A 23,822-nucleotide genomic window follows, 5' to 3' on the forward strand; every position below is an offset into this window, starting at 1 on the left:
CATTCTCCGGTAAGAATCCGGCTGCTCCGCGCACTACTCGTGACGGCGTACCTTCCCGCACGAGGAGCTGGAGCCTGTGACAGATGCCGATGCAAACCGGCGCTTCACCGCGATGTACGACGCGTACCACCGGCAGGTGTACGCGTACGCGGTGAGCCGCGCCGGACGTGAACACGCCGACGACGTGGTGGGTGACACCTTCCTCGTCGCCTGGCGCCGGCTGGACGAGATACCGGCGACACCGCTGCCGTGGCTGCTCGGCGTCGCCCGGAACGTCGGGCGTGAGCGGTACCGCGACGAGGTCCGGCAGTCGGCTTTGGCCGCCGAGCTGCGTGCCTGGGTCCGTGAGGCGGACGAGGACGTGGCCGAGCACGTCGCCGACCGGGCGGCGGTGCTCGTCGCGCTGGCGCGGCTCACCGAGGACGACCGGGAGCTGCTGACCCTGACTGCCTGGCACGGGCTCTCCGCCCGGGAGGCCGCGCGGGTCGTCGGCTGCTCGACGGCAACGTTCTTCGTCCGCCTGCACCGGGCCAGGAAACGACTGCGAGAGGTCATGACCGGTGCCCAGCAGGTCGACCGCCGAGCCGCCAAGATCACCCTTGCCGAGGAGTACAGCCGATGAGCACCCGACCCGACGTGATGAAGCTGCTGGCCGAGGCCCGCCCCGGCCGCCTCGACCCCGAGCCGGGCAGCCGGGTCGACCCGATGACGATCACCGCGTACCCGCGCCCGAGCGCGGATCGCCGACGGGCCCTGCCGCGCCGACGGCTCGTCGTGGCCGGCGCGCTGCCGATGGCGGCCGCGTTGACGGTCGGCGCGCTGGTGCTGACCAGCGGGGGCGGCGCCGCTCCCGAATCCACCGACCCGGGCGCGACCGGTCCGGCCGTCGCGGCGCCGGCCGACCCCACGTCCGCGCGGGAACTGCTGCTGGTCGCCGCCGAGCGGACCGGCGCGGAGAAGCCGGATTCCGGACGCTACCTGGTGCTCACCCGGGTGCAGGGCGAACGCCGGGAGGTCGACTCGGCGAACGGCCGGTACGGCGTCGCGGTGCGCGCGCGCAGCGAGCGGTGGCAGGCCACCCGTCCCGGTGACCAGAGTGTCGACGTCGTCCAGAACATCGGTTTCGTGCCGATCACCCCGGCCGACGAGGCCGTCTGGCGGGCCGCCGGTTCGCCCACCCGGTGGACCGAGCCCGCGCCAGCCGGCCACCCCGATATCGTGCACACCGCGACGGCCGGGCCCAGGTCCGTTCAAGTGATTCCTGCCGGCCGTGACCTGGTCCTCGCCGGCCAGCCGGTCAGCGCCGCCGAACTGGCGAACCTGCCGACCGACCCGGCGGCGTTGAAGACGTCGCTGACCGCCCGATACCGGCGCGGCGGCGGCACCGAAGACCTCCGGCAGGCCCTGTTCTTCGCCGGACGGGACCTGGTGGCCGGGCTGGCCGCCCCGGCCGGAGTACGCGCCGCGGCATACCGCATGCTCGCGGACCTGGAGGGCGTCGACTTCCTCGGCCGGGTGCCCGATCGGGAGGGTCGCTCCGGGATGGCGGTCGCCTACACCCGGCGGGGTGACACCGTGTGGGGCCAGATCCGGCTGATCATCGACCCGCAGACCGGCCGGGCCCTCGCGGAGGAGAGCTGGAATCTCGGCACCGGCCGGAAGCCGGCGGCGACCGGAACGCTGATGGGCTGGACGCTGCTGCTCCACGCCACCTACAGCGACGAAACCCCACCGGCCGGCACCGACCGCAGGCGCTCACCGACCGGCTAAGTCGACCACACCGGAGGCCTGGTGCGGGCCGAGCAAGTGCTCGGCCCGCACCAGCTATCGCTGACCGTCGATGGTCACCGTCATCCGGGAGTCGGTGCCCCGGCCGTAGCGCGGATCGCTGCCCCTGACGAGTACGGAGTGCTCGGTGACCGTCGCGCGGTAGAGGCGGATCCGCCCCGGCGCCCGGAGTTCGTCGATTCCGATGCGCTTCGGTTCGGGCAGTCGGCCGTTGAAGAGGACGGCGAGGTCGTCGATCTCCTCGTCCGGTACCTCGGTGGCGGTGGCACTCAGGTAGACGGCTTCGGCACCGCCGATGGGCGAGTGGCTGTCGTAGATCGCGATGCTGACGTCGGGGCGTACGGCGATGTTGCGGGAGTGCCGGGTGTCGGGTGAGGACACCCAGTAGAAGTCGGTGTATCCGTCGGGGGTGTAGAAGACGGGGCTGACCCACGGGGTGCCGGCGGCGTCGGCGGTGCCGAGGGCGAGGTAGGTGTTGGCGTCGATCACGCCTCGGGCGATGTCCGCGAGTTCAGGCATCCTCGCCGCCGTTGATCACGCGGTAGGTCAGGTGCTCGGCGGTGGCGGTGCGGAACGAGTCGGTGAGTTCCAGTCGCAGTGGGGTCGATTCGCCGGCCGGGAACAACGGCGTACCCCCGCCGAGGACGACCGGGGCGAGGTGCACGGAGAGTACGTCGACGAGCCCGGCGCGGAGGAACCCGTACGCGGTGTTCCCACCACCCATGATCACGACATCCTTGTCTCCGGCCGCCGCCTTCGCCTCGGCGAGTGCGCGATCGAGGCCGTCGGTGGCGAAGCTGAACCGGTCCCCCAGCCGCACCTTCTCCGGCGCCGAGTGGGTCACCACGAAGACCGGCGGCGCGGCGGACTGGTCGCGCTCGGCGCCGTAGCCCATCTCGTCGCTCCACCCGTTCGGCCCGTCGACGAAGTCGAAGGTGCGCCGGCCCATGATCACCGCGCCGGTACGGGCCACGGAGGCGTCGAGGATCTCGGCGTCGCGGGCCGTCTTCTGGTCCACCGCCCAGGCGTGCAGGACCTCGCCGCCCACGCCGAGCCCGTGCTCCTCGTCGACACCGGCCGCCGCGACGTAGCCGTCGAGGGACATCGAGATGTCGACGACGACGCGCCCACGTGGGGTGGACGGCGCAGGCGGGACCGGCGCCGGCCCGACCACCTCGGCGAGGCGGTCCATCGAGTCCCGGATGCCGTGCTCCATACCGGACTCGATCATGGCATCGCGCGCTTCGACGGACGGGAAGACGCTGTGCGTGTGCAACCGGGTGGTGCCACCGAGGTCTTCGAACGTCGTGGATTCGAGGCTCACCTGTCCGGGCCAGCCGTCGTACTCGAAGGTCTGGATGACCAGCTCGTCGGCGGTGACGGTGTGGAAGACGCCACGGAAGGCGTACTCGGTGCCATCGGGGTCGCGGTGGATGTAGCGGTAGCGGCCGCCCGGACGGACGTCGTACTCGGAGATCCGGATCTCCACGTTCCGCGGTCCCAGCCACTCGGCGACGAGTTCCGGGTCGGTCGAGGCGCGGAACACCTGCGCCGGGGTCGCGTCGAAGTCGCGTACGACGTCGATGAACGGCGTGCCGGGTCGGGCGGTGATGGTGGTGGGCTTGAGGCTCATCTCTCCTGCTCCTTCATCCTGTCGAGGACGGCGTCGAGCCGACGGTGGCGCTGCTCGACGGCCAGGCGGTAGGTGTCGATCCAGCTCGTCAACGCCTCCAGCGCCGCCGGGTCGAGGTGGCAGGGGCGGCGCTGGCCGTCGCGGCTGCGGGTGATCAGCCCCGCTGCCTCCAGCACCTGGATGTGCCGGGAGACGGCCTGCTTGGTGATCGAGAACGGTTCGGCCAGTTCGTTCACTGTCGCGTCGCCCCGCGAGAGGCGCGCGATCAGCGCCCGACGCACCGGGTCGCCCAGCGCGGTGAACGCGCGGTCCAGGCGCTCTTCCGCATCATCAACCGCCATGTTTGTCAACCAATCCCTTTATCAACGCTTTCGTTGACCATAGGGCCCGACCCGCTGCTCCGTCAAGTCCGAAAATGGGTGGTCACCGCGCCACGTAGTGGCCGGCCGCGCGGCACTTCGGCCCCCGAGGGCGGCGACCGACGGCCGGTGGGAGTCGCACCCACCGGCCACCCGGCCTACCAGACGCCCTACTCACGGATGCCGATGCCCTCGACCGGTGGGGTGCGCAGCAGTCGCCCGATCGGCAGCATCGTGGCGACCAGCGCGAGAGCGACGGTGCCGACGACGATGGTGATCCAGCCGGGAGCCGGAACGTACGGGATGCGCTGCCCGGCGACGGCGTTGACGATCGAGGAGAGGGTGACCGCCGCGATCGCCGCACCGATGGAGATCGCCACGCCCAGCAGGCCGGCCTGTTCGGCGTGGACCATCCGCTTCACCTGGCCGCGGGTCACCCCGACCAGACGCAGCAGGGACAGCTCCCGGGTTCGGGCCAGGGCCGCCATGCTCAGGGTGTTGGCGGCCGCGAGCACCGCGTATCCGACCAGCACGGCGATCAGCAGCTTGTTCAGCCAGGCGCTGATCGCCAGCTCCTCGGCGAGCTCGCCGGTGAGCCGGTCCGTGCCGACAACGGTGCTCGCCGGGTACTCGGCCGCGAGGTCCGCCAGGGCCGCACCGACGTCGGCGCCGGCTTCGGTACGGATCAGGACGTGGTCGTCGAGGCTGGTCACGGTGTGTCCGGTCAGCGTCTCGCTGTTCAGGGTGACGTCACCGAATCCCCAGCCCCGGTCGTAGATCGCGACGACCTGCAAGGTGACCGGTGTGCCGTCGCCGAGCCACAGTTGCGCGTTGCTGCCGAGCCGCCAGCCCGAAGACTCCGCCTGTGAGCTCGACACCGCCACGGTGCCGCTGCTCAGATCGGCGAGTTTCCCCGACCGGACCCGGAGATCCATGGTCTGATCCGCACCCTGCGGGTCGATGCCCTGCGCGGCCACCGCCTGGGCCCCGAACGTGTTGGGCACGATCACCGACGTGCGGCGTACTCCCGTCGCGGCGAGGACTCCCGGAATCCGCCGGGCTTTGGCGGCGGCTGACGCGGGCAGGCCGACGCCGCCGATCAGGGCCTGCTGGGCGAGGGTGCCGTCGTGGCTCTGGACCACCGTCTGGCGCTCCAGGTTGTCCTGGAGGAACCAGACCGTGCCGCCGAAGCCGACGGAGAGCACCAGCGCGGTCAACACGGCGACCATGCCGCGTGCGTTCGCCCGCATGTTCGCGGCGGCAAGGTATCCGCTGTTCCCCCAGACGATCCGCAGGACCGGCGCGAGCAGCCGGGCGGCGGCCTGGTTGATCCACGGGGCGAGGAGCGCGATCGCCAGCACGAACGTGTACAGCATGCCCACCGCGGCGCCCATCGCGGTCTGGCCGTTGGTGACGCCGGTGAGGCCGATCAGCGACACCGCGCCGGCCAGGAAGACCAGGCCGAACACGATCCGGGTCCGGCCGCCGGCTGCCGGCTCGACGGCCGCCTCGCCCAGCGCCTCGGTGGGCCGGATCCTGGTGGTGCGCAGCGCGGCGATCCAGGCGGAGACCAGCGCGATGGCGGCCACCGCCACGGTCACCGCCAGCGCGGACAGGACGCCGCCGCGCATGGTGAAGGTGTCGGGGACGAACCCCCGGGTCACGAGCTGGTCCCGGGTCCAGGCGGTGGCGGCCAGGCTGGCCGGAACGCCGACCACGGCGGCGAGCAGGCTGAGCAGGCCCACCTCACCGAGGATCATCAACCGCACCTGGCCCGGGGTCGCCGCGATCGCCCGCAGCAGGGCGAGGTCGCGGCGGCGGTGCCGGACCGACAGACCGACCGTCCCTGCGACCACGAAGATGATGATCATCGCGGCATAGCCGCCGAACGCGGAGCCGGCCCCCACGAGCAGCGCCCGCGCGGCTGCCGCCTCGGGCTGCTCGACCAGTCCCCGCTCGGCGCCCGTGTAGGTCTCGGCCTCCGCGCCCGCCGCCACCCGGCGCACCGCGGCGATCACGGCCGACTGGTCGGCACCCGGCTCGGCGAGCACGCCGATCGCGTCGACGCGGCCCTGGTGCGGGTCCAGCCGGGCCGCCTGTGCGTCGGTGAAGAACAGTGCCGCTCTCGGGCCGTCCGCACCGGCCGCTTCGACGACACCGCTCACCCGGTACTCGCGGGTGTTCCCCCCGGTAATGATCGCAGTGGTGTCGCCGGGACCCAGCCGCCCGTCCGCGGCGAGCCGGGCGTCGACGGCGATCTCACCGTCGGATCGCGGTGGGGTGCCGGAGACCACCCGGTACGGGGCGAGGGCGGCGCTTCCCCAGCCGTGGCCCGTGGAGGGCGATCCTGGCGACGCCGCCAACATGGCCACGATCGAACGGTCGCCCACGGCGCTGGCCACGCCGGGCACTGCGGCGATCGCCGCGACCAGCGAGTCCGGGACGCTGCCGCCTTCGGGCAGCGCCACTGTGGTGGTAGAGGGCTCGGCCTCGCCGAACGGCGTCGGCTCGGCCACCGTGAGGTCGCGGTGGGCTACGACGGCGACCGCCTCGGCGTACCGCTGCGGCAGGCCGTGGTAGCGCAGCCCCGATTCCACGAGAAGCCCGCACGCCATCAGGACCATGATGCCGGCGGCGAGCGCGACGAACGTCGCCACGAAACTGCCCTTGCGGAAGCGCAGCATCTGCGCGGCCAGTCCGAGCACGGTTCAGCCCTCCCGGCTCGCGACCGGCTGCCGGCTCACGGCGGGCTGCCGGCTCGCGGCGGGCTGTCGGCGACCGAGCAGCGCCAACTGTTCGGCGATCCGCTCGGCCCCGGGCTGCGGCATGTCCTGCACGATCCGGCCGTCGGCGAGGACCATGACCCGGTCGGCGTAGGACGCGGCGACCGGGTCGTGGGTCACCATGATGACGGTCTGCCCGGCCTCGTCGACCACCGATCGCAGCAACGCCAGCACCTCCGCCGCAGTCTGCGTGTCGAGCGCTCCGGTCGGTTCGTCGCAGAAGATCACCTCAGGTCGGGTGACCAGCGCCCGGGCGATCGCCACCCGCTGCTGCTGGCCACCGGAGAGTTCCGCCGGCCGGTGCCGCAGCCGGTTGCCCAGGCCCACCCGTTCGATCACCTCGCCGAGCCACGCCCCGTCTGGGCGGCGGCCCGAGAGCCGCGACGGCAGGAGGATGTTCTGCTCCACGGTCAGCGCGCCCACCAGGTTGAACGCCTGGAACACGAACCCGACCCGGCTGCGACGCAGCTTGGTCAGCTGCTTCTCCGACATGGACGACAGTTCGGTGTCGCCGATCCGCACCCGGCCCGAGGTGGGTCGGTCCAGGCCCGCCGCGCAGTGCAGCAGGGTGCTCTTGCCGGAGCCGGACGGCCCCATCACCGCCGTCGCCGTCCCCCGGAGGAACCGGGCGTCGACGTCGGCCAGCGCCACGACGGGCTGCTCACCGCCGTACGTCTTGCTGACACGTTCGACGCTGACGGCGTCTTCGGCCGAGGTCACTGACATGGCAGGTGCCTTCCGCAGAGAGTCTTTTTCGGGACTCCCTGACGGTAGGAAGCTCAGAGACCAGCCTCAATGAAGCGCACTGCCCAGCCGGAGTAGCGCAGGCACCACCATGGCGGGGGTCTTCCGGACGGCTGTGCCGCTCATCCGTGGGCGGCGTGGCGGCGACGCCGCCGGTAGTTCGTGGCCACCGCCAACACGAGCGGTCCCCACGCCAGCAGCGGCAGGTAGTACGGCAACACGTCCCAGCCGGGTGGCGGACGCTCGGTGTCGTCCGGCCCGATCAGCACCGGCCCGCGGGCGGCGACATCGAACGTCAGGTTGAACGCGACGTACAGGCACAGCACGATGAGCAACGAGCCTCCGACCAGCGCCGGGACGGTCGCCGCCCTGATCGGGACGGTCCGGCCACCGATGCCGGGCACCCAGCCGGGGATCCGCTCACCCCAACTCTGGACGAGGCCGAGGGTGAGCAGCCCGAGCCCCATGGAGAGGATCGAGAGCAGCAGGGGGTACCAGCCGCCGTCGGCGAGGGTGAAGTCACTGTCGAACAGCAGGGTGGCCCGCCAGATCGCCGACGGCAGTACGCAGAGCGGCACGGCATACGCTGCCCAGACTGCCCAGCGCGGTGGGGCTGTCGTCGAGTTCTGACCCGTGGATGACTGCCTCATGATTCCCCGTTTCTTCGGTCCTGGCAGTCATGGTCACGGACCTGGGGGAAGGACCACTTCCCCGTGCGGGGGCAACCCCATCCCCCTGGGGAGTGAGGGCGTGCGGCGGCTGGCTGCGGTCTACGGACGCCGGGCGACCTCGGTGACGAACGCGCGCCACGACTCGGGGCCGAAGGTCAGGGTGCCACCCTCCCGATCCTTGGTGTCCCGGACCAGCACCCGGTCAGCGAGGTTGTCCGCGACCTCCACGCATTCACCGCCACTGTCACCGCTGCGGCTGCTCTTCCGCCATTCAGGCTTGGTCATCACAACTCACCCGCCAGCTTCTCGATCATCGCCAGGGAGATCTGCTCGGGCATCGCCAAGCCGAGCACGGTGTCCCACTTCCGCAACATCGTATCGACCACATCCGGTCGATCCACGAGTTGACCGGCCATCGAATTCTCCAGGTAGAGCACCACGTCAGTGTCCAGGAGCGTGGCCAGCATGAATCCTCCGGCGATCCCGGGATAGGCCCCGGCGTCGGCGGGGATGACATGCAAGGTGATGTTCGGCTGTTTGGCGAGGTTGACCAAATGCTCAAGCTGCGCCCGGGTGACCTCCCGACCGCCGATCAACCTGCGCAGGGCCATCTCGTCGATCACGCCCACGAACCGCTTCGGGTGTTCACCGGTCAGCACGGCCTGCCGTTCGAGTCGCGCCGCCACCAGGTTGTCCACCTCCTCCGGCGAATGCAACCCGCCCGATGAGATCAAGGCTCGGGCGTAGTCCTCCGTCTGTAGCAGGCCCGGGACCACGCAGGGGTGGAAGCTCCGTAGGCAGGACGCCTGCTCTTCGACGGCTCGCCACGGGGCGAACCAGGTTGGCGGCAGTTGCCGGTTCTCCCTGTCGAGTAGTTCGACGAGCAGGCCGCCGGTGTCCAGGGCCTCGTCGGCCGCCCTCGCGAACTCCATTGTCGGCCGGCGTCGGCCGGTTTCGATTCCGGCGATCAGTGAGGTGCTGTACTTGATCATGGGAGCCAGCGCCTCCTGGGACACCTGGGCGCTGGCTCGCGCCGCCTTCAAGGCCCGGATCCACATATCCATGTCCATGTACTTACCTTTCTTGTAAGTACTCGAATGCTCTGCGTGACGCGCTGGGGGCATTCTGCCGCCGTACGGGCGGATGGTCCAGGTTGGTGTGCGGCGGAACCACCGGCAGAAAAGATCGTGGTCTCCGGCTGCCCCGAACGAGGTAACCGGAGACCACGGGACGGGCGGGGACGATCAGGAACTGCTGATCGTCACGTTGTCGACGGCCGCCTCGACCAGGCTCGCTCCGGAGGCGTCGGCAGCCTGGACCAGGAGCCGGACCGACTGCCCGGCGTACGCGGACAGGTTGGCGGTGGCGGTCGTCCAGGAGCCGTTGCGGTTGCTCGCCGCACCGGCCTGGTTGAGCACCTGGGTCGTGCCGCCGCTGTGTACCACGCTGACCCGGACGTAGTCCGCCGACGAGGCGTTCGACCCGTGCGCGAGGTACCAGGCCAACGACAGCGTCAACGTCCCACTGGCCGGCAGGGTGATCGCCGGTGACTGGGCGCTGGTCACGCCGCCGTCCACGTCGTAGTCACCGGCTGCCGTACCGGCGAGCCGACCGGTCACCAGGTCGTTGCTGCCGGCGTACGGGGCGAGTTGCTTGGCGCCGCTGGAGGTGGTCGCCTGGGCCGCACCCCGTTCGAAGGCGCCGGAGGTGGCGGTGTCCGTACCCGACGGGTTGATGGTCCAGCCGGTCGCGGTCTCGAAGTTGTCCGACCAGACGGTGGTGCCACCGCCACCGGTCCCGCAGTACGTGGCCTCCAGCCCGACGGCCCGGTACGGACAGTCGGCGTACTCGCTCAGGATCAGCACCGCCTCGCGGTTCCGGGAGGTCTGCGCCGGGATGACCTCGTCGGGCGGGTAGAAACCGCCACCGCCGGACGAGCCCGGGTACATCTCGAAGGTGTACGCGAAGATGTTGTGCGTCGCCCACATCCAGTCCAGGCTGTCGCCGTCGGTGATGTAGAGGTCGCTGGACTGTTCCGGGGTGTAGTTGTTGGTCGCCGCCATCTGCTGGCCAATGGTCCGGAACGTCCGCTCCTGGTCGGCGTTCAGCCCCGGCCCGGTGTTCGCGGTCGTGTAGCCGTACGGCCAGAGCACGAGCTGCGAGTACGTGTGGAAGTCGATGTTGGCCTTGATCTGCTGCGTACCGCCGACGACCCGGCTGTTGACGAAGTCGCGCAGCCGGGCGGTCTCCGGCGCGGAGAACGCCGACGGGCCCCGGTAGGTCTCCGAGGAGGTCGAGCCGGACGAGCCGCCGCAGCAGCCCCAGTTGTAGCCCCAGTTCCGGTTCAGGTCGGTGCCGACGTTCGACGATCCGCTGTTCGGCTGCCGGTTCTTCCGCCAGGACCGGTAGGAGCCGGTGGCGATGTCGTACTCGCTGCCGTCCGGGTTGACGGTCGGGACGATCCAGATCTCCCGGGTGTTGACGATGTTGGTGACCCGGGTGTCGGAGCCGTAGCTGTCGGTGAAGAGGTTCAGCAGGTAGATCGCCATCTCCACGGTCAGGTGTTCCCGGGCGTGCTGCTGGGAGTTGAACAGGATCTCCGGCTCGTTCTCGTCGGTCGCGACATTGTCGGAGATCTTGATGACCGGCAGGTCACGCCCCTCGTACGAGGTTCCCATGCTGGTCCGGCGGGCGATCGTCGGATGGTCGGCGACGACCTGGTTGATCACCGTGTTCAGCTCGGCGTAGTTGTGGTACGCCGAGTCGGCCGGCGGGAAGTCGAGGATGCCGACATCGCCGTTCGGCTGTCCCCGGTCCGGCGGCGCCGGCACGGGCGCCACCTCGAAGCCGAGCGCGGTGATCGCCTTGACCTCGGCGGCGGTGGCGGTCACGTGCAGCACGCCGTGCTCGACGTAGTCGATCGCGGTACCCGTGCGGGCGACGGCGTTGCGGTCGTCCAGGGTGCGCGGACCGAGCACCCGGTACTCGGCGGCGGCGTCCGGTTCGGCGGCGGCCGTCTGGTCCGGCTGGGCGCTGGCGGCGACCGGGCCGGTGACGGCCGCGAGAAGTCCGATCACGACGGTGCCGGCGAGTACCGCCATCCGGCGAGGAGTGGTCCGGCCCGCGATTTTGGGCCGGGCGACGGTCCGGTGCCGGATCGACGGCCGGGACATCAGGGAGCGGAAGGGCATGAAAACCTCCTGGGGGTAGGGAGGATCGCACTGCGTAGTGCACACTGCACCATCTGTTCCATGGTCATATCAATATTGATCAGTCGGCGTCCAATGCCAGTCTGACCCTCCTCGCGGCAAAGATTTTCTTAGCTCGAAGCTCTGGCGAAAGTTCCTGCCGAGCGGAATAGTGACGACAGGACAGGACCCCGACCTTCGTCCCCGCGGAGCATCGATGGCCAGACCCCCGTTCCCGACCAGCCGGCGGGCGTTCGTCTTCGCCGGCATCACCACACTCGCCCTGCTCGGCACCGCCGTTCCGGCCGGAGCCACCGTGAACCAGACCGGCAAGCGGCCGATCAGCCACGACGAGCAGATCACCTATCAGGACTGGTCCAGCTACGCCGACTGGCGTGGCGGCAGCCACCAGGGCACGGTCGCGATCCCCGGCGTCCGTACCGGGATCACGATGCTGCGGCCGGCCGGCACCACCGAGTACGCCGATCCGCACACCGGGACCACGAAGACCTGGGCGTACAGCACCTGGACGTCGCCGGTCACCTCGGTCGGCTTCGACGCCAGCGAACTCGTCGCCTCGTGGAACGCCGAGACCCCCGCCGGCACCTGGATCCAGATCGAACTACAGGGCACCTACAACACCGGCAACCAGACCCCGTGGTACGTCATGGGCCGCTGGGCCTCCGGTGACCAGGACATCCGACGGACCACCGTCAACCGGCAGGGCGACCCGTGGTCGACGATCTGGACCGACACCTTCTCGATCGACGACGTCGCGAACGGGGTGATGCTGCGGGCGTACCAGTTGCGGCTGACCCTCTACCGTGCCCCGGACACCTGGCGGGCGCCCCGGGTCTGGATGCTCGGCGCGATGAGTTCGATGGTGCCGGACCGGTTCACCGTGCCGCCGAGCGTCGGCCGGATCGCCTGGGGCCGGGAACTGCGGGTGCCGACCTACTCGCAGAACGTCCACGCCGGCCACTACCCCGAGTACAACGGCGGCGGCCAGGCCTGGTGCTCGCCGACCTCGACCGAGATGGTGGTGGAGTACTGGGGCCAGAAGCCGTCGGCTGAGGACACCGCCTGGGTGAACCCCGACTACCCGGACCACACGGTCAACCACGCCGCCCGAATGGTCTACGACTACGCGTACGAGGGGGCCGGCAACTGGCCGTTCAACACCGCGTACGCGGCCTCGTTCCCGGGGCTGGACGCGAAGGTGACCCGGCTGCACTCCCTCGACGAGGTGGAACACTTCGTCAAGGCCGGCATACCGGTGATCACCAGCCAGTCCTTCCTGGCCGAGGAACTCGACGGGGCCAACTACGGCACCTCGGGACACCTCTTCGTCGTCGTCGGGTTCACCGAGGACGGTGACGTGATCATCAACGACCCGGCGTCGTCCAGCAACGACGTGGTCCGCAACGTCTACCAACGCGAGCAGTTCGAGCAGATCTGGCTGCGTACCAAGCGGACCAACGCCAGTGGCGGGGTCTCCAGCGGATCGGGCGGCATCGCGTACCTGATCAAGCCATGGTGGAAGCCCTGGCCGAAGCTGCCCGGCTCGACCAACTGGTAGCCAGCAGCCGATAGAGCCCCTGGGGAGGGAACATCGGCCCCGTACCCGGTCAACGTCGCCCGGGTACGGGGCCGATGTCGTGCGCCCGCCGTCCACGCCTGACGGTCTTGCATTGTCACAATGTATGGCCCAGGGTGTGATCAGACACGGGGAGGCGCATCATGCTCAGGTTGGTCTGGCGACAGCTACGCGGGCACGCGGGACGGTCGGTGGCGCTGCTCGCCGGCATCCTCGTCGCGACCACCGGCTTCACCGTGCTCACCGGCACCACCACCGCGTCGCGGCTCCAGGTCACCGGCGACGTCGAACGGAACACCGCCGCCGCCTACGACATCCTGGTCCGCGCCGACGGCAGCCGCAGCCCCGAAGAATCCGGGCACGGCCTGGTCCGGCCCAACTACCTCTCCGGACTCTTCGGCGGCATCACGCTCGGGCAGTACGACCAGATCAAGGCGATCTCCGGAGTGGACGTCGCGGCCCCGATAGCGATGCTGGGCTACTCGACGACGGCCGCACCCACCCCGCTGGACCTGACCGACGCGGTGGACCGCACGCTGGACCGGCAGGTCATCCGCGTCGAACCGACCCTCGTCGCCGACCGTGGCCTCTCCACCGCGCCGGCCCGCCCGAGGTACGTCTACGTCACCCGACACCCACTGATCTACCCGGTACCCGCCGACGGGCTCGAAGCCGGGTCCCTGCGCTACTCCGACGGCCGCTCGTACGACTCCAGCCGGTGCGGACCGGTACCCCGGGAGGTGACCCCGGGCGGCCGGAGCGAACCGGTCTGCGATCCGAGCTGGCAGCTCAGCTCCGGCCCCGGAACGCTCTCCGAACGCGAAACCTGGTCCGTGGAGGCGGCCCGGCTGCTGCCCGACGGCCGCTTCGAATCCTGGGCCGGATACGCGTTCGAGGAAACCCCACCCCCGGTGGCCCGGGACCGACTGGTGCTGTCGATGCGGCTGACCGTGCCGGCACTGCTCGCCGCCGTCGACCCGGTCGCCGAGGAACGACTCGTCGGCCTCGCCGACGCGCTCGTCGACGGGGAGCCGCTCGGCGCCGACGACACCGTCGACTCGGTCGACAACGGCGGGTCGATCAACCAGAGCTTCCCGGTGCTCGCCACGAACCGCCCGTACGTCGACGGTGCCGTCCGGGCCAGCTACACCCGGCTGCGCCCGGCCCAGGTCGCCGGGATACCCGCCGACGAACTGAGCCGGACGCTGGACCGGGCCAGCGGAGTGCCCGCCGGCTCCGGCCAGCAGGAACTTCTCTCCGCCCACCAGGCACGACTGAGCGGCGGTCTGGACGAGACCTGCTGCTACGGCCAGCTCCAGCACATCGTCCAGCCGGGACAGGCCGAGTACGACGAACTGCCCGGCGGCGGCCTCCGGGCACACACCTTCCCGCCCGACCCGGACGCGTACAACGACGAGAAGACGTTCAACCCGCTGCCCCAGCCCTGGCTCGCCGAGGACACCGCCTACCGGCCGCTGACCAGCCTGCCGCTGGCCACCGGGCCGTACCGGGTCTGGCGTGCGGTGGGCATCTTCGATCCGGAGCGACTCGCCGGGTTCAGTGACGTCTCCCGGGTGCCGCTGGAGACGTACGAACCGCCGGTCGCCGAGGGAGCCGACCCCGGCACCCGGCAGGCGTTGGCAGACCGGCCGCTGCTGCCTAACGGCAGTCCGGGCGGATACCTCTCCGCGCCCCCACTGCTGCTCACCAACCTCGCCCTGGTGCCGAAGCTCCTGGAGAAGAGCCGGGGTACGCAGCTCGCCGCACCGATCAGCGCCATCCGGGTACGCGTCTCCGACGTGGACGGCTACACCGAACGCTCTGCGGAACGGGTCCGGCTGGTCGCGGAGCGGATCGCCGAGGCCACCGGACTGGACGTCGACATCACGCTCGGCTCGTCCCCGGCGCCGCAGACGGTCGAACTCCCCGCCGGCTCGTTCGGCCGACCCGCGCTACGGCTGACCGAGCACTGGTCGGCACTCGGCGTCGCCTCGGTCGTCATCTCCGCGGTCGACCGCAAGAGCGTCCTGCTCTTCCTCCTCGTCCTGGTGGTCTGCGCTCTCTTCCTCACCAACGCCGTCTCGGCCGCCGTCCGGCACCGCCGGTCGGAGCTGGCCGTGCTCGCCTGCCTCGGCTGGCCGGCCCGACGCATCGGCGCGCTGATCCTCGGCGAGGTCGCGCTGCTCGGACTCGTCGCCGGAACACTCTCGGTCGGGCTCGCGCCACCGCTGTCCGCCGCACTCGACATCGGGATCGGCTGGCGACAGGCCGCGCTCGCCGTACCCGTGGCGCTGCTGCTCGCCCTGGTCGCGGGCGTGTTCCCGGCGCTGGCGGCCAGCCGGGCCCATCCCGCCGCCGCGCTGCGGCCCGCCGTCACCGCGAGCAGACGGATCCGCCGGCCTCGGACGCTGCTCGGGCTGGCGCTGGTCAACCTGGCCCGGACACCCGGCCGCACCCTGCTCGGCACCGTCGCGCTGGCGATCGGGGTCGGCGCGCTGACCCTGGTCGCCGCCGCCGCGTACGCCTTCCGGGGTGCCATCATCGGCAGCCTGCTCGGCGACGTGGTCTCGTTGAGCGTGCGCGGCGCGGACACCGTCGCCGCGATCGCCACCGTGCTGCTCGGGGCCGCCGCCGTGGCCGACGTGCTCTACCTGAACATCCGGGACCGGGCCGCCGAGTTCGCCACCCTGCGCGCCGTCGGCTGGACCGACGCGGCACTGACCCGCCTGGTCACCTACGAAGGCGTAGCGCTGGGCGTGATCGGCGCGCTCACGGGTGCCGCCGTCGGGTTGGCCGGCGCGGCCCTGCTGGTGGGCGGCCTCCCCGGCCCGCTGGTGGCGGTGGCCGCCGCGACCGCGCTCGGCGGAGCGCTGATCGCCACCCTCGCCGCCCTCGTTCCGGCCACCCTGCTGCGCCGGCTACCGACCGCACGTCTACTCGCACAGGAGTGACCCGGATGGCCGGATGGCGGATGGCGGATGGCGGATGGCCGGATGGCCGGATGGCCGGATCGGGTCAGCCGTCGAGCAACTGGCGGCGCAGCGCCGCCCGCAGGGCGTCGTCGACGCCGAGCCGGTCGGTGGCGTACCGGTCCACCGAACCGTGGTTGGCGGTCAGGTCCGCCAGCACGAGCCGGATGACCTCGGCCGGCGCCCGCCCGTACCCGGGCCAGCGGGGCGGACGGCCACCGTTCACCGCACTCCAGTCCGCGACCAGCCGCTCCGTGGCCAGCTCGGTCAGCGCGAAGTCCGCGACGATCTCCTCCTCGGAGACGCCCAACAGGGTGAGCACGAGCACGGCGAGCAGCCCGGTCCGGTCCTTCCCGGACGCGCAGTGGAAGACCACTGGGCCGCTGTCCTCGGCGGCGATCACCTCCAGCGCCTGCCGCAGCTCCTTCACCCCGTCGAGGGCGACCTCGGCGTACCGGTCGGCGAGGTAGCGCCACGGATCGAGGGCCGGATCGATCTCCGCCTGGTTGTACGGCCGGTGTTCCACGCTCAGGTTGTGGTACGTCAGGCTCTCGTGCTCCGGCACCCGCCCCTTCGCCTCGACCTCCCACGGATAGCGAAGGTCGATCACGGTACGCACACCGAGGGTCAGGAAGCGGTCCCAGTCCCGCCCCCGCAGCTTCGCCAGCGAGTCGGAGCGGTACAACCGTCCCCATCGGACGGTACGGTCGTCGGCCGTCCGGTAGCCGCCGAGATCCCGGAAGTTGTGCAGGCGGTCGAACTCGACGTGACGGTTCACCAGGTCACCCTATGCCCCGGTGCCGGACGGAGAAGCCGGGCCGGACGGCCGGACCGGCCCGATCAGGGCGGCGGCCCGTCGGCCGGGCTCCGGCAGCGGAGAGACCACACTGCACGCCGAGGTGTCCGGAAAGACGACCAGGAAACGGCCCCGGCGCAGCAGCCCGGCCGGCGCCATGACGGCACCGGCGACACTCTCCCGCGACACCTGGTGGACCACCCTGGCGACCTGTTTCGTGGGCCCGAGCCAGCGCCGCAACCAGTTGCCCGTGGTCAGCGGGACCAGTTCCAGGTCGGCGATCACCAACCGCCGGTCGGTCAGTACGAGGGTGGGTGAGGTCACGCCGTCGATGGCGGAATACAGCCGCCCGGCGAGACTGTCCCGTCCACCGATCAGGGCCCGCCCGAAGGTCAGCCGCTGGAGCAGGTTGCCCGGATGACTACCCCCGACCAGGATGCCCGGGTCGAGCAGGTTCTTCAGCTCGTCCGGAACGGAAACGTCCTCGGTCGTGCCCATGTCCCGGGTCAGCGAGACCACGATCAGCAGGCGTTCCCCGGGCACCAGCACCGGGCGGAACACCGGCTCCATCGCCGCCGTGAAGTCCTTCGCCACGGGGCAAGGATGCCATCAACGTACGGTGTCGGGCCTGTCGCCTGGTTCGTCCGCCGAGGCTGGCCGGTCGTCCCCGGCCAGCGCGGCACGCAGCCGTTCCTTCTCGGCCCGGCGCCTCTCCGCCGCACCGGCCAACTGCTGGGCCATCTCGTCCCGCCAACCCCGTAGCAGGAAGAACGCGAGCGCGGCGGAGAACGCCACGGCCAGCATGAGCTTGAGGAAGAGGTTCGCCTCGACCGGCCAGAGCGCCAGGGCAACCACCACGAACAGACCGATCCGGCCCAGCGTGTACTTCACCGCGGGACTCATGTCTCCATCTCCGATCAGCTCGTCCGGCCGGCGAGCCAGCGGACGCCGACAAACCAGACCAACGCGTACGCCACGGCGAAGATGGCGGCGCCCAGCCCGCCCGAGACCAGCGGCGGGGCCTCGGACGCCAACCCGGCGGCCAGCAGCCCGGCGGCGACCGCGACGGCGGCGGCCACCAGTGCGCCGGCGATCCGGGCGGGCCCGAAGTTCCAGGCCCGGAACTCCTCGACGAAGACCCACGCCGGCAGGATCACCGCCAGCCAGCCGTTCGCCCGGCCGAACTCGCCGATGCCGAGAAGCGCGAAGATCCAGTCGAAGACCAGCAGCGCCAGTACTCCGACGACCACCCCGGCCAGGGTCACCCCGAGCAGATCGGCCAGGACCACGATCCGCCCGTCGTCGTCGCGCCGGGGAAAGGGCGCTCGCTCGCTTCGCTCGCTCATGACGCGTCGAGCGTACGTGAGCCGGGGCGGATCGGCCCGCTCCGGGCCGCCGGACGCGGTCGGCGACGTCGTCGGTGGCCATGGTGTCCGAATACGAGTACGCCCCAGCGGCGTCGCCGGTCTCCCGGGCCGACCATTCCCGCCGGTCGGCTCACAGCGCCCGGAGTGCCTCGGTCGGCGCCATCCGGGCGGCCCGGGCCGCCGGATAGAGCCCGGCGACGGTCCCGGCCACCAGGCTGGCGACCAGCCCACCGCCGAGCGCCACCGCCGGCACCACCGGCGCCCAGTCCCGGCTGGCCGCGTACCCGATCGTGATCACCGCGCCGGCCGCCGCGCCCGCCACCCCACCGGCGACCGAGAGCAGGATCGACTCGGTGAAGAACTGCCGCCGGACGTGTGCCCTGGTCGCGCCCAGGGCCCGCCGGAGCCCGATCTCACCGCGCCGCTCCAGCACCCCGATCACCATCACGTTGGCGATCCCGACGCAGCCGACGAGCAGCGCGACCGCGCCGAGGCCGAGAAACAGCCCGGTGTACGCCGCCTCGGCAGCGGCCCGGGCCACCAGCGCGTCGGACGGCCGGCTGACCTCGACCTCGCTCGGGCTGCCCGGATTCGCCACCATCGGCAACTGGTCCCGGATCGTCGCAACGGCGGCCTCGGCCGACCTCTCGTAGATCTTGGTCGGGAACCCGTCGAAGGCCAGTCGCTCCATCGCCACCGGAATGCCGACCAGCACCGCGGAATCGATGCCCGGATCGAGCACCACCGGACCGAGCACCCCGACGACGGTGAACCACTGCCCGGCCAGGAAGAGTTGCGGGCTGCCGCGTACCTCGACGACGCCGAGCCGGCGCGCGGCGGCCGCACCGAGGACGACCGTCGGATAACGCGAGGTCGCGGCGTTGAGCCAACGTCCGGAGGCCATCGGAACGTCCAGCGTCGCCGGCAGGCTGAGGCTGGTGGCCAGGATCCCGATCCCGCCGGTGTTGCCGACCGGAACCCGGTCGTGCCGGTACACCCCGCCGTCGACCCTGCCCACGTGTGCGGTGTCCCGTACGCCGGGCAGCCGCGCGATCATCGCGGGCGCCTCGACGGGCAGGTGCGCGTCCTCGCCGGTCAGGGACTTGCCCGGCTGCACGGTCAGCAGATTGGTGCCGAGCGCGTCGATCTGGGCCAGCAGTCCCGCCTGGCTGGACGCGGAAACCCCGAGCACCGCGACGACGCAGGCGATCCCGATCGCGATGCCGAGACCGGAGAGCGCCGCCCGCATCGGACGTCCCCGGACCCCGAGCAGCCCGAGCGGCAGTACGTCGGCCAGCCGCAGCCGCGACCGGGGCAGCCCACTCATCGCCCGGTCCCCCCATCGCCCCGAGTCCGCTCGGCGGACTGGATCCGATCGTCTGACTGGATCCGGCCGTCGGACTGGATCCCGCCGTCGGACTGGATCCACTCGTCGGACTGGATCCGATCGTCGGACTGGATCCGGCCGTCCCGGATGCCGACGCGACGGGGCAGCGACGCCGCCAGCGACGCATCGTGGGTGATCACCACGATGGTGCTGCCGTCGGCGTGCAATTCGCGCAGCAGGCTCAGCACCGCCTCACCGGAGCGCGAGTCCAGGTTGCCGGTCGGCTCGTCGGCGAGCACCACGGCGGGCTCCCCGACCAGCGCACGGGCGATCGCCACCCGCTGGCACTCGCCGCCGGAGAGCTGTCCGGGACGATGCCACAGCCGGTGTGACAGTCCGACCCGGTCCAGCGCCGCCACCGCCCGCTCCCGACGGCGGGCCGCCGGTAGCCCGGTGTAGAGCAGGCCGGTCGCCACGTTGTCGACCGCACGGAGCGTCGGGCTGAGGAAGAACTGCTGGAAGACGAACCCGATCCGGTACGCGCGCAGCGCGGACAGTTCCGCGTCGCGCATCCGACTGGTGTCCCGGCCGTCGACGTGCACCGTGCCGGCGCTCGGCCGGTCCAGCGTGCCCATCAGTTGCAGCAGGGTGGTCTTGCCGGAGCCGGACGGCCCGACCACCGCCACCAGTTCGCCCCGGTCGACGCGCAGGTCGACGTCGTGCAGGACCGACAGGTTGCCGTACCGCCGGGAGACGGCGCGCAGTTCGAGCACCGGTACGGCACCCAGGGGAGCACCGCCGACCACGCCCGTCACGCCGGCACCTCCACCTGGCTACCCTCGGCCAGCCCCTCACCGGAGACCTCGACCCGGCCGGCGGTGAACATCCCGGGCCGCACCGGAACGGTCCGGCGCCCGGCCTGATCCACGACGACGACCGCGAACGCCCCGTCCGGTCCCACGGTGAGCGCCTCGATCGGTACGCTCAGCACCCCGCGTCGGGTCTCCGCCGGAAAGGTGACCGTGACCTGGCCCTCGAACACCCCGCCGAGTTGGCTCTCCGGGCCGCTGACAGCGATCTCGACCGGAGCGGTGGCCGGGCAGGAGGTGCCCTGGCAACCCGTCGGCTGCCCGCCGGCCTGTGCCGCCGTACCGGTGGTCGGACCCTGCCCCGACTCGACCTCGGCGGTACTGCCCAGCGTGCTGACCTTCCCGTCGACCGTACGGCCGTTCGGAAGCTGGACCCGGACCGCCTGCCCGACCCGGACCAGTCCCCGGTACGACAGTTGCAGGTCGACCTGGACGCTGTGCCCGGTGCCGGTGCCGGTCAGCACCGGTGCTCCCGGCGAGGTCGGCTGGCCGATCAGCGGGTCCACGGTTCCGACCCGGACCGACCCCGGCGCGACCAGGGCGTCCCCGGGTGCGACCCGCCCCGTCTCGTCGACCCCGAGTGCCTCCTGCCAGCGCCGGACCGCCCGCGCCGTGGCCGCCGTGTACGAGTCGTCGACGGTGAGGTCGTCCGGATCGGCGTGGTCGAGTTCGACCAGGTTGCGCTCCAGTTGCCGGACGTCGGCGCCCTCGCTGCCCGGTGCGAGCGGCCGGTAGAACGGCACCGACCCGAACAGCAGCGGAATCGGTCGCAGGTCCACCCCGAGGATGCGCTCACCCCGTCCGACGACGTCACCGGGCCGAGGCACCCAGGTCACCGTCCCGGACCGCTGTCCGACCAGCCGGTACGAGCCCGCGAAGCCGAGCCGCCCGGTCACCTGCACCGAGTTGACCAGGTCCGACCGGGTGACCGGTCTGGTCGGCAGGGCCGCCGCGACCGGCCGGGACTCGACGGGTTCCCGGTCGAGAACCGAGTACCCGGCCAGCCCGGCGGCACCACCCAGCGCCAGTACGCCGACAACCACCGCCAGCCGACCCGACCACCGCCGCCCGGGCGGGACCGGCGATGTCGTCCGCGAGGTCGGGGCCGGCGGAGCCGTCGGCGGGGCGGTCACTTGGTGTGCCCCGTTCCCTTCGGCCCGGCCGGTAGCCCGTCGGCCAGGTTCGCGTACTTGGCCGGCAGGTGCTCCTTGCACTCCTGCGCCGCCGGCTTCCAGCTCGGGGCGGAGAGCAGCGCACCGTCGAGCCTGAGCCCGCCGTTCGGGGCCGGGTCGGGCATCTCGACGCCGCGATCCCGCATGCACCGGGCGAAGGCGAGCAACTGCTCGGTCATCTCCTCCTTCGTCGGCGCACCGGCCGCCACCGCCGCCTCGTCCAGCGCCACCCGGCACTCGGCACGCGCCGCCTCGTACTGCTGGTCGCCGCGCAGCCCCGGCTCGGCGAAGCCCGGCATGCCGCGCTCGTCGAAGGTCGGATCGGGAATGTCGTACCCGCGCTCCCGCATGCAGGAACTGAAGCCCAGCGCCGCGGCCCTCAGTTCGCCCGCCGGGTCGGCGGCGGTGGTCGCCGCCCCGCCCCCGAGTACCGAACCGCCGCCCCCGCCGCCTCCGCAACCGGCCAGCACCAACCCCGCCAACCCCGTCACCGTCGCCACCGCGATGGCTCGCAGAGTGTTAAGAAGGGGCCCTTCTTCTACAGAAAGCGATAAGAAGGGGCCCTTCCTTGCAGTAGTACGCATGTGGGTGCTCCTTTGTGCGGGTGGTGGAGTGGGTGTGGGGTGCGGGGCCAGCATCGGGTTCAGGGCGTCAACAGGAGATGCACAGAAATCTTGAAGTCACCTTTAACCCGGACGGCGTTTACTCGACGGATGCGTGTGCTGGTTGTCGAGGACGACGAGTTGCTGGCCGACGCCATCGCCCGGGGGCTGCGCCAGCACGCGATGAGCGTCGACGTCGCGCTGGACGGGGCGCAGGCGTTGGAGCGCGCCGGCACCACCCGGTACGACGTCGTCGTGCTCGACCGGGACCTGCCCGAGATACTCGGCGACGAGGTGTGCCGGCGGCTGGTGCACGACGGCGGGCACCACGCCCGGATCCTGATGCTCACCGCCGCGTCGACGGTCCGGGACCGGATCGACGGGCTGAACCTGGGCGCCGACGACTACCTGCCGAAGCCGTTCGCCTTCGACGAACTGGTCGCCCGGGTGCACGCGCTGCTGCGCCGGGTCACTCCGGCCCGGCCGCCGGTGATCGAACGGGCCGGCGTCCGCCTCGACCCCGCGCAGCGGGTGGTCACCCGCGACCACCGGTACGTCCGGCTCGCCCCGAAGGAGTTCGCGGTGCTGTACGTCCTGCTCTCCGCCGACGGGGCGGTGGTCAGCGCCGAGGAGTTGCTGGAGCGCGCCTGGGACGAGAACGCGGACCCGTTCACCAACACCATGCGGACCACCGTCGGCACGTTGCGGAAGAAGCTCGGTCCACCGGTGGTCATCGAGACCGTGGTGGGCGCGGGGTACCGGATCCCGTGACGACCACCCACGGCCGCCCGCGCCGCCGGCCGCATCTCACCGCCAGGGCCCGGCTCACCCTGCTCTACGCCGGACTGTTCGCGCTCTCCGGGGCGGCGGTGGCGACGGTGATCATGACTCTCACCTTCACTCCCGTGACGCCGGACGGTACGCCGTCGAAGGTGACCGAACTACGTAAGGCGACGGCTATACCGTCCGGCAAGCCTACGCCGAGCCTGGCCGAACTGAATCGGGCCGAGGAGCAGATCCGGGTCAAGGAGGCGGCCCGGCGGGAACTCCGGGATCGGATCGTGGGCAGTTCCGTCATCGCGATCGGCGCGATGACGCTCGCCTCCGCCGGTCTCGGCTGGTTGATGGCCGGGCGGGTGCTCCGCCCCGTGCACGTGGTTTCCGACACCGCGCGGCGGCTCTCCCAACGCAACCTCGACCAGCGGATCCCGGTCTCCGGGCCGCACGACGAGATGCGCGAACTCGCCGAGACCTTCAACAGCATGCTGGACCGGCTGGAGACGGCGTTCGAGGCACAGCGCCGGTTCGCCGCCAACGCCTCGCACGAGCTGCGCGGCCCGATGACCACCTCGCGGACCCTGGTCGAGGTCGCGGCGGCGACTCCCGGCGCCAGCCCCGATCTCGGGGTGCTCGCCGGGCAGTTGAAGCAGGTGCTGAGCCGGCAGGACCGGATCGTGGAGGGACTGCTCGCGCTGGCCCGCAGCGAGCACGGCACCACCACCCTGCAACCGGTCCGGCTGGATCTGCTCGCCCGGGACGCGCTCGACCGGCGCGCGGCCGAGCTTGCCGAGCGGTCCATCAGCGTACGGGCAGAGCTGCGCGCCGGCACCGTGTCGGGCGACCCGACCCTGCTGGAGTTGTTGGTCGACAACCTCGTCCGGAACGCCGTCCGGCACAACCACTCCGAGGGCGTCGTCTGGGTCCGCACCGACGGGCCGACGATCCTCGTGGAGAACACCGGCGATCCGGTGAGCGACGAGCGGCTCCGCGAACTCGTCGAGCCGTTCCGGCGGGGCCGGCAGGACCGGGTGTACGGCAGCGGTGGCGCCGGCCTGGGGCTGGCCATAGTGGACGCGGTCAGCCGCGCGCACGGCGGCCGGTTCACCCTGGCTCCCCGACCCGGTGGCGGCGTACGCGCCCTGGTCACCGGTCCCGCCGACATCTCGGCCTAGCGGCG

23 protein-coding genes are annotated in these 23,822 nt (G+C 71.5%); 6 read left to right on the plus strand and 17 right to left on the minus strand.

Features of this window, described 5'->3' with window-relative positions:
- The first annotated feature begins 76 nt into the window (after positions 1–76).
- Both ACFP2T_RS21270 and ACFP2T_RS21275 read left to right on the plus strand, forming a co-directional pair.
- Positions 77–622, plus strand: a complete 546-nt coding sequence (locus ACFP2T_RS21270) for an RNA polymerase sigma factor (protein ID WP_377424386.1) — start codon at positions 77–79, stop codon at positions 620–622.
- Positions 619–1,770, plus strand: coding sequence for a CU044_5270 family protein (locus ACFP2T_RS21275; protein WP_377424387.1), 1,152 nt, complete (start codon positions 619–621; stop codon positions 1,768–1,770). Before ACFP2T_RS21270 ends, ACFP2T_RS21275 begins: the two co-directional genes overlap by 4 nt.
- A 54-nt stretch (positions 1,771–1,824) precedes the next feature.
- Here the strand turns inward: ACFP2T_RS21275 and ACFP2T_RS21280 are convergent, their stop codons facing one another.
- From ACFP2T_RS21280 to ACFP2T_RS21320, 9 genes are all read right to left on the minus strand, one after another.
- A complete protein-coding gene (locus tag ACFP2T_RS21280; protein ID WP_377424389.1) occupies positions 1,825–2,307 on the minus strand; it encodes a pyridoxamine 5'-phosphate oxidase family protein in 483 nt (160 codons plus the stop codon).
- Positions 2,300–3,421 (minus strand): SRPBCC domain-containing protein, encoded by a 1,122-nt coding sequence (locus ACFP2T_RS21285; RefSeq protein WP_377424391.1) that lies wholly within the window; start codon positions 3,419–3,421, stop codon positions 2,300–2,302. Before ACFP2T_RS21285 ends, ACFP2T_RS21280 begins: the two co-directional genes overlap by 8 nt.
- A complete protein-coding gene (locus ACFP2T_RS21290; protein WP_377424393.1) occupies positions 3,418–3,762 on the minus strand; it encodes an ArsR/SmtB family transcription factor in 345 nt (114 codons plus the stop codon). The genes ACFP2T_RS21285 and ACFP2T_RS21290 overlap by 4 nt, the downstream gene beginning before the upstream one ends.
- Before the next feature lie 188 nt (positions 3,763–3,950).
- Positions 3,951–6,485 (minus strand): FtsX-like permease family protein, encoded by a 2,535-nt coding sequence (locus tag ACFP2T_RS21295; RefSeq protein ID WP_377424394.1) that lies wholly within the window; start codon positions 6,483–6,485, stop codon positions 3,951–3,953.
- 3 nt (positions 6,486–6,488) lie between these two features.
- Positions 6,489–7,289, minus strand: a complete 801-nt coding sequence (locus tag ACFP2T_RS21300; RefSeq protein WP_377424395.1) for an ABC transporter ATP-binding protein — start codon at positions 7,287–7,289, stop codon at positions 6,489–6,491.
- Positions 7,290–7,429: 140 nt separating this feature from the next.
- On the minus strand, positions 7,430–7,957 hold the full coding sequence (locus ACFP2T_RS21305) for a hypothetical protein (RefSeq protein WP_377424397.1): 528 nt from the start codon (positions 7,955–7,957) through the stop codon (positions 7,430–7,432).
- 120 nt (positions 7,958–8,077) lie between these two features.
- Positions 8,078–8,263, minus strand: a complete 186-nt coding sequence (locus tag ACFP2T_RS21310; RefSeq protein ID WP_377424398.1) for a DUF397 domain-containing protein — start codon at positions 8,261–8,263, stop codon at positions 8,078–8,080.
- Entirely contained in the window at positions 8,263–9,048 is a 786-nt protein-coding gene (locus ACFP2T_RS21315) for a helix-turn-helix domain-containing protein (RefSeq protein WP_377424400.1), read from the minus strand. The genes ACFP2T_RS21310 and ACFP2T_RS21315 overlap by 1 nt, the downstream gene beginning before the upstream one ends.
- A gap of 174 nt (positions 9,049–9,222) precedes the next feature.
- Positions 9,223–11,106 (minus strand): M14 family zinc carboxypeptidase, encoded by a 1,884-nt coding sequence (locus ACFP2T_RS21320; RefSeq protein ID WP_377424533.1) that lies wholly within the window; start codon positions 11,104–11,106, stop codon positions 9,223–9,225.
- Between the two features lie 277 nt (positions 11,107–11,383).
- Between ACFP2T_RS21320 and ACFP2T_RS21325 the strand changes: the two genes are divergently transcribed.
- A complete protein-coding gene (locus tag ACFP2T_RS21325; protein WP_377424402.1) occupies positions 11,384–12,745 on the plus strand; it encodes a C39 family peptidase in 1,362 nt (453 codons plus the stop codon).
- Between the two features lie 161 nt (positions 12,746–12,906).
- Entirely contained in the window at positions 12,907–15,714 is a 2,808-nt protein-coding gene (locus tag ACFP2T_RS21330; RefSeq protein WP_377424404.1) for an FtsX-like permease family protein, read from the plus strand.
- Between the two features lie 64 nt (positions 15,715–15,778).
- Here the strand turns inward: ACFP2T_RS21330 and ACFP2T_RS21335 are convergent, their stop codons facing one another.
- The 8 genes from ACFP2T_RS21335 to ACFP2T_RS21370 all read right to left on the minus strand — a co-directional run bounded on the left by ACFP2T_RS21335 (position 15,779) and on the right by ACFP2T_RS21370 (position 21,754).
- Complete coding sequence (locus ACFP2T_RS21335) at positions 15,779–16,510, minus strand: tyrosine-protein phosphatase (RefSeq protein WP_377424405.1); 732 nt, start codon at positions 16,508–16,510, stop codon at positions 15,779–15,781.
- Between the two features lie 9 nt (positions 16,511–16,519).
- Positions 16,520–17,122: a hypothetical protein gene (locus ACFP2T_RS21340; RefSeq protein WP_377424406.1), complete on the minus strand. Its 603-nt coding sequence runs from the start codon at positions 17,120–17,122 to the stop codon at positions 16,520–16,522.
- Positions 17,123–17,137: 15 nt separating this feature from the next.
- Positions 17,138–17,431: a DUF4229 domain-containing protein gene (locus ACFP2T_RS21345; protein ID WP_377424407.1), complete on the minus strand. Its 294-nt coding sequence runs from the start codon at positions 17,429–17,431 to the stop codon at positions 17,138–17,140.
- Between the two features lie 14 nt (positions 17,432–17,445).
- A complete protein-coding gene (locus ACFP2T_RS21350) occupies positions 17,446–17,874 on the minus strand; it encodes a hypothetical protein (RefSeq protein ID WP_377424408.1) in 429 nt (142 codons plus the stop codon).
- 151 nt (positions 17,875–18,025) lie between these two features.
- A complete protein-coding gene (locus ACFP2T_RS21355; protein ID WP_377424409.1) occupies positions 18,026–19,222 on the minus strand; it encodes an ABC transporter permease in 1,197 nt (398 codons plus the stop codon).
- Positions 19,219–20,037 (minus strand): ABC transporter ATP-binding protein, encoded by an 819-nt coding sequence (locus tag ACFP2T_RS21360; RefSeq protein ID WP_377424411.1) that lies wholly within the window; start codon positions 20,035–20,037, stop codon positions 19,219–19,221. The genes ACFP2T_RS21355 and ACFP2T_RS21360 overlap by 4 nt, the downstream gene beginning before the upstream one ends.
- Complete coding sequence (locus ACFP2T_RS21365; RefSeq protein ID WP_377424412.1) at positions 20,034–21,134, minus strand: efflux RND transporter periplasmic adaptor subunit; 1,101 nt, start codon at positions 21,132–21,134, stop codon at positions 20,034–20,036. Before ACFP2T_RS21365 ends, ACFP2T_RS21360 begins: the two co-directional genes overlap by 4 nt.
- 86 nt (positions 21,135–21,220) lie before the next feature.
- Complete coding sequence (locus tag ACFP2T_RS21370; RefSeq protein ID WP_377424413.1) at positions 21,221–21,754, minus strand: hypothetical protein; 534 nt, start codon at positions 21,752–21,754, stop codon at positions 21,221–21,223.
- A 222-nt stretch (positions 21,755–21,976) separates the two neighbouring features.
- Here ACFP2T_RS21370 and ACFP2T_RS21375 point away from each other — a divergent pair, with 222 nt between their 5' ends.
- Positions 21,977–22,636, plus strand: a complete 660-nt coding sequence (locus tag ACFP2T_RS21375) for a response regulator transcription factor (protein WP_377424414.1) — start codon at positions 21,977–21,979, stop codon at positions 22,634–22,636.
- Entirely contained in the window at positions 22,633–23,817 is a 1,185-nt protein-coding gene (locus tag ACFP2T_RS21380; protein WP_377424416.1) for an ATP-binding protein, read from the plus strand. Before ACFP2T_RS21375 ends, ACFP2T_RS21380 begins: the two co-directional genes overlap by 4 nt.
- Positions 23,818–23,822 lie beyond the last annotated feature (5 nt).

The organism is Plantactinospora solaniradicis (assembly GCF_042658085.1).
GTDB classification, from domain to species: Bacteria; Actinomycetota; Actinomycetes; order Mycobacteriales; family Micromonosporaceae; genus Plantactinospora; species Plantactinospora solaniradicis.